This is a genomic window from Phenylobacterium sp. (assembly GCF_028290885.1).
Lineage (GTDB): Bacteria > Pseudomonadota > Alphaproteobacteria > Caulobacterales > Caulobacteraceae > Phenylobacterium.
The window spans coordinates 1-6,005 of record NZ_JAQGIZ010000100.1 but is presented as its reverse complement, the minus strand read 5'-3'; the positions used below and the strand labels follow the sequence as shown (position 1 = coordinate 6,005).

Below are 6,005 nucleotides of genomic sequence, written 5' to 3'. Positions count from 1 at the left end.
GCGGCCTTCACCACCACCGGCCAGACGGCGCTGCGGCTGGCCCGCGAGCGCCCGCTGCAGCCGACGCTGGGTCTCACGCCCAGCGTCGACACCGCCCGCAAGCTGGCGCTGGCCTGGGGCGTCGAGCCGCGCGTGGTGCCCGAACTTTTCGATCCTGAGGAACTGGCCCGCGTCGCCGTCGAACAGGCTGTGCTGGCCGGCCTCGCCGCGCCCGGCCAGCGGGTGCTGATCCTCGCCGGCTTGCCCATGGGCTCCCCGGGCGCCGCCAACATCCTGCGCATCGCCCACGCTCCGCCCCGCTAATCCGCGCCGAACAGGCGGATCGGGGTTTTCGGCCGGCCCTTTGCGGTCACGGCGACCCGGTCGCCCATGTTTTCGAACCGCAGGTCGAGTTTCTCGTCGCCCACACGCAGGCCCTCGACCCACAGCCGGTCGATGCCGATCGGCAGGCGCGGGTCGACGATGGCCACCTCGCCGGCCAGGCCGTCGACGGTGAGCCCCAGGCAGGCCTGCAGCAGCATGAACACCGAACCGGCCGCCCAGGCCTGCGGCAGGCAGGCCACCGGATAGCCCACGGGGCGCTCCCCGGCGAAGCGCGGGAAGCCGCAGAACAGCTCCGGCAGGCGCATGTCGAAGCTCGCCGCGGCCTCGAACAGCTCCGAGGTGAGCCGCACGACGCCGTCGCGCTCGCCATAGCGGGAAAGCCCCATGGCGCAGATCGCCGTGTCGTGCGGCCACACCGAACCGTTGTGGTAGGACATCGGATTGAACCGGGCCTCGCCATGCGCCAGCGTGCGCACGCCCCATCCCGAGTTGAACCCCGGCGACAGCAGCTGGCGGGCGGTCTGCATGGCCCGCCCGGGCTCCGGCAGGCCGGAGAACAGCAGGTGGCCCGGATTGGAGCCGCGGACCTGGCAGAGCTCGCCCGCCCCGTCGATGGCGATGCCGTAGAAGCCCTTGTCCGGCATCCAGAACCGCCGCTCGACGGCTTCGCGGATCTGCTCGGCGCGCGCTTCCCACCGCGCGGCGGCGGCGAGGTCCTCCCGCAGCCGGGCGAAGCGGGCCATGGCGCGGTAAGCGGCGAAGGCGTAGCCCTGCACCTCGACGAGCGCGATCGGTCCCTCCGGAAAGCGCCCGTCGGCGTGGAAGATGGAATCGTGGCTGTCCTTCCAGCCCTGGTTGGCCAGCCCCCCCGCCGCGCCGCGCGAATAGTCGATCAGGCCGTCGCCGTCGGTGTCGCCGAACTGCTCCATCCACTGGACCGCGCGCTCCAGCGTCGGCCACAGATGGTCGATCAGGGCCAGGTCGCCGGTGCGTTCGGCATAGGCCCCGGCCAGCGCCACATAGAGCGGCGTGGTGTCGACGCCGCCGTAGTAGCGCCCGAACGGCACCTCGCCCAGGGCGGCCATCTCGCCCTTGCGGGTCTCGTGCATGATCTTGCCCGGCGCGGAGTCGCGGAAGGCCGAGATCTCGTCGGCCTGGTGCGCCGCCAGATAGGTGAGCACGCCCTTGGCCAGAGATGGCTCGAACCACAGGATCTGCCAGGCGGTGATGATCGCGTCGCGGCCGAAGGCGGTCGAGAACCAGGGGATGCCGGCATAGGGATAGGGTCCGGTCTCCATCTGGGTGGTCAGGAGCGCCAGGTCGGCGCGGGACTTCGCCAGCCAGTCGTTGAACAGCCGTCCCGAGCTTCTCAGCCGCGCGCCGTGCCGTACACGCCCGCGCATGTCGACCTCCGCGCGCGCCGCTGCGGCGCGAAACCGCTCGCGGGTCGGCGCGGGCCCGGCGTGCAGGCCGATTTCCAGGTAGAGCTCGAGCCGCCCTTCCGGCCGCATCGGGTACATGTACTCGGCGCTGTGCTCCCTGAGCCGCCCGGGAGGGTCGGAAAACGCGATCACGCTGGCGCGCTCGACGCCGTCGAGCCCGCAATAGCTGAACCTCACGGAGCGGCCGTCGAGCTCGGGCGGATCGAGCCGGCCGCGCGCCTTTCGCCGCATGCCGCGGACCTCGAACATGTCGCGGAAGTCGGCGCCGAACTCGATGGTCAGCGGGATGATGACCTCGTCGCGGCTGTAGTTGACCAGCGTGATCCGCTCGTAGAGCCGCTCCTCCCAGAGGAAGCGCTTGCGCTCGATGTGCAGCACGCCAGGCGGCGCCACCGGCCCGCCCGGCGCCGGCAGGTTCTGGTTGGCGCTATGCGAGGTGAAGAAGACGTTGTCCTGGGCGATGGCGGCCGACAGCAGGGACGGCAGGTGCGAACCCAGCAGCAGGCGAAAGCGCGACAGGATCCGGGTGTCGTTGTGGAACAGGCCGTCGCCGAGGCCGATAATGTCCCCGAAGCCGTCCGCGACGATGAAGGTGTCCCTGTCCTTCAGGGCATAGAGCCGCGAGGGAACCCGCGGCTCTCCGGTTTCGCCAAGCTCTATCGGAGCGTCCAGGGCGGGCGCGAGGTCGTCCATGCGCCCTTCTTACTCCGCGACGGCCAAATGCGCGCCCAGTGGATCGGCGGCGACCAGCCGGCCGTAGAGCTCGAGATAGCGGCGGGCCATGGCTTTTGCGGAGAAGCGGGCTTCGAACCGGCTGCGGATGGTCTCACGATCCAGCTGCGCGATACGGCCTACGGCGCTGACGGCTTCGTCCTCGTCCTCGACGATGAATCCGGTGACGCCGTGTTCGACAATTTCCCGGACCGATCCGCGCGCGTAGGCGATCACCGGCGTCCCGCAGGCCATCGCCTCGATCACCACCAGGCCGAACGGCTCGGGCCAGTCGATCGGGAACAGCAGGGCTTCGGCGCCGCCGAGGAATTCGGATTTGTCCCGATCGCCGATCTCGCCGATGAATTCGATCAGCGGGTCGTCCAGCAGCGGCGCCACGACATCCTCGAAATAGGCCTGGTCAACGCGGTCCACCTTGGCGGCGATCTTCAGCGGCAGGCCGACGCGCTTGGCGATGGCGATCGCCCGATCCGGCCCCTTCTCCGGCGAAATCCGGCCCAGGAAGGCCAGGTATCCGTCGGGGCGGGGGCTGAACCGGAAAAGGCTCGTCTGCACCCCGTGGTGCACGGTCGCGGCCCAGTTGGCCTGCGGCAGGGGGCGGCGCTGGTCGTCGCTGATCGACACCAGCGGGAACTGCCGCCATCGCGAATAGACCTCCGGCAGGTCTTTCAGGTCGAGCCGTCCGTGCAGGGTGGTGACCGTGTTCGCCGCCAGATCCTCGAACATCGGGAAGTGCATGATGTCGGTGTGGAAGTGGATGATGTCGAACTCACGCGCCCGCCCCCGGACCTGGGCGAGCTGGGTCAGGTGCGCGGCGAGGTCCGACTTCAGCGGCGCCGGGTCCAGCCGGATGGCCTGGTCGCGCACCGGCGCCAGGCGCGCCAGCGTGCGGGCGTCCGCGCTGGCGAACAGGGTGACGTCGTGGCCAAGCTGCACGAGCGCGTCGGTGAGGTTCGCCACCACCCGCTCGGTGCCCCCATAGAGCCGCGGCGGCACAGCTTCGTACAGCGGCGCGACTTGCGCGATCCTCATCGTCGTAGACCCTCTCACCCTTGACGGGACGCCCTCCCGTTGCGGTCAGCCCGCATCCGGCAATCGGGTGAATCGATGGATGGTTCCCGCCGTGCGACGAAAAGTGATAGCCGACCCCACGGGGCAGCCGAGGTTGTCCCGCCGCGTTATGGATGAAGCCAAAATGCTCGAAACCTACGCAAGTTCATCGGCTCTGGCGCAGGCCTGCGCCGAGGCCGTGGCGAGCCAGCTCGCCGAGGGGCTCGCCGCGCGCGGCCGGGCGTCGCTGGTGGCCACCGGCGGCCGCTCGCCCGGGCCGGTCTACGACCTCCTGCACGACGCGCCGCTCGACTGGGCGCATGTGGCGGTGACGCTTTCGGACGAGCGGCAGGTGGACGCGGATTCGCCCGACTCCAACGCCCGGCTGCTGCGCGAGCGGCTGTTCCGGGGCCCCGCGGCCAAGGCGCAGTTCCTGCCGCTCACCGACTATGCGGAACCGGCGCTCCGGAAGCTAATGCCGTTCGACGCGGTGATGCTGGGGATGGGCGAGGACGGCCACATCGCCTCGCTGATCCCGGGCAGTCCGGTGATGGCGCAGGCCTTGGACCCGGACGGCCAGGCGCTGATCGCGGAGTCCCCGGAGGGCTTCGGCTCGCCCCCCGTGGCGCGGATCACGCTCACCTTGGCGGCGTTGTTACAGAGCCGCGCCATCTTCCTCTTGATCGCCGGTGAGGCTAAGCGGCAGGTGATTGCGCGCGCTGAGGCCGGCGAAGACCTGCCCGTCCGAGCGATCCTCAGCCAGGACCGGGTCCCGGTCCGTGTTCTTTGGACGCCGAACCTTTAAGGAAACCGAGCATGCATCCGGTCACGGCGGAAGTCACCGAACGGATCGTCGAGCGCAGCAGGGAGTCCCGCGCGGACTACCTGGCGCACGTCGAGGCCGCCCGCCACGCCGGCCCCGGCCGGGCCAAGCTCTCCTGCGCCAACTGGGCCCACGCCTTCGCCGCCGAGAGCGACGCCGACAAGCGGCGCATGCGCGACCCGACCGCGCCCAACGTGGCCATCGTTTCGGCCTACAACGATATGCTCTCGGCCCACCAGCCGCTGGAGCGCTTCCCGGAGATCATCAAGCAGGCCGCGCACGAGATCGGCGCCACGGCCCAGTACGCCGGCGGCGTGCCGGCCATGTGCGATGGGGTGACGCAAGGCCGGCCGGGCATGGAGCTGTCGCTGTTCTCGCGCGACGTGATCGCCATGGCCACGGCGGTGGCGCTGACCCATGACGCCTTCGACGCCGCCCTGATGCTGGGCGTCTGCGACAAGATCGTGCCGGGGCTGACCATGGGCGCGCTGGCCTTCGGCCACCTGCCGGTGATCTTCGTGCCGGGCGGCCCGATGACCTCGGGCGTCTCCAACGCCCAGAAAGCGAGGGTCCGGGCGCTCTACGCCGAGGGCAAGGCGACGCGGGAGGAGCTGCTGGATTCGGAGATGGCCTCCTACCACGGCCCCGGCACCTGCACCTTCTACGGCACCGCCAATTCCAACCAGATGATGATGGAGCTTACTGGTCTGCATCTGCCGGGCTCGGCCTTCGTGCACCCCAACACGCCGCTGCGCGACGCCCTGGTGGCCGGCGCGACGAAGCGGGCGGTGGAGATCCGCGACGGCTCCAACGCCTATACGCCGATGGCCCAGGTGGTCGACGCCAAGAGCCTGGTGAACGCCTTGGCAGGCCTGCTGGCCACCGGCGGCTCGACCAACCACACCCTGCACCTGATCGCCATGGGCCGCGCCGCGGGGATCCAGATCAGCTGGGAGGATTTCGACGACCTCAGCCGCGTCACGCCGCTGATCGCCAAGGTCTATCCGAACGGCTCAGAGGACGTGAACGCCTTCCATGCGGCCGGCGGCATGGCCTTCGTGGTGCGCCAGCTGCTGGACGCGGGCCTCGCCCACGACGACGTCATGACCGTCGCCGGCTCGGGCCTGCGCCGCTACCAGACCGAGCCCTTCCTCGACGGCGGCAAGCTGGTCTGGCGCGAAGGGACCGCGGTCTCGCTCAATCCCGACATCCTGCGGCCGGTGGACGATCCGTTCCAGGCCGAGGGCGGCCTGCGCCTGATGAGCGGGCCGCTGGGCCGCGCGGTGATGAAGACCTCGGCGGTGAAGCCGGAGCATCTGGTGATCGAGGCGCCGGCGGTGGTGTTCGAGGACCAGGAGGAGCTGCAGGCCGCCTATCACCGCGGCGAGCTGAACAAGGACTTCGTCGCCGTCGTGCGCTTCCAGGGGCCCAGGGCCAACGGCATGCCGGAACTGCACAACCTGACCCCGCCGCTGGGCGTGCTGCTGGACAAGGGGTTCAAGGTGGCGCTGGTCACCGACGGGCGCATGTCGGGCGCCTCGGGCAAGGTCCCGGCCGCGATCCACGTCTCGCCCGAGATCGTGGCCGGCGGCCCGCTCGGCCTGGTGCGCGACGGCGACATCATCCGCCTCGAC

At 70.3% G+C, this 6,005-nt stretch carries 5 protein-coding genes; 3 read left to right on the top strand and 2 right to left on the bottom strand.

Features of this window, described 5'->3' with window-relative positions:
* Positions 1-303: pyruvate kinase alpha/beta domain-containing protein (locus JWP28_RS07240; RefSeq protein WP_299541574.1), on the top strand; the 303-nt coding region annotated here is incomplete at its 5' end.
* On the opposite strand, the gene JWP28_RS07235 is transcribed toward JWP28_RS07240, so the two are convergent.
* On the bottom strand, positions 300-2,459 hold the full coding sequence (locus JWP28_RS07235; protein ID WP_299541572.1) for an amylo-alpha-1,6-glucosidase: 2,160 nt from the start codon (positions 2,457-2,459) through the stop codon (positions 300-302). The two genes, JWP28_RS07240 and JWP28_RS07235, sit on opposite strands and share 4 nt — an antisense overlap.
* 9 nt (positions 2,460-2,468) lie before the next feature.
* Entirely contained in the window at positions 2,469-3,530 is a 1,062-nt protein-coding gene (locus tag JWP28_RS07230) for a glycosyltransferase family 4 protein (protein ID WP_299541571.1), read from the bottom strand.
* A gap of 163 nt (positions 3,531-3,693) precedes the next feature.
* On the opposite strand from JWP28_RS07230, the gene pgl reads away from it, so the two are divergent.
* Entirely contained in the window at positions 3,694-4,353 is a 660-nt protein-coding gene (gene pgl, locus JWP28_RS07225) for a 6-phosphogluconolactonase (protein ID WP_299541569.1), read from the top strand.
* Positions 4,354-4,364: 11 nt separating this feature from the next.
* The coding region (edd, locus tag JWP28_RS07220; protein ID WP_299541567.1) for a phosphogluconate dehydratase at positions 4,365-6,005 on the top strand (1,641 nt) is incomplete at its 3' end.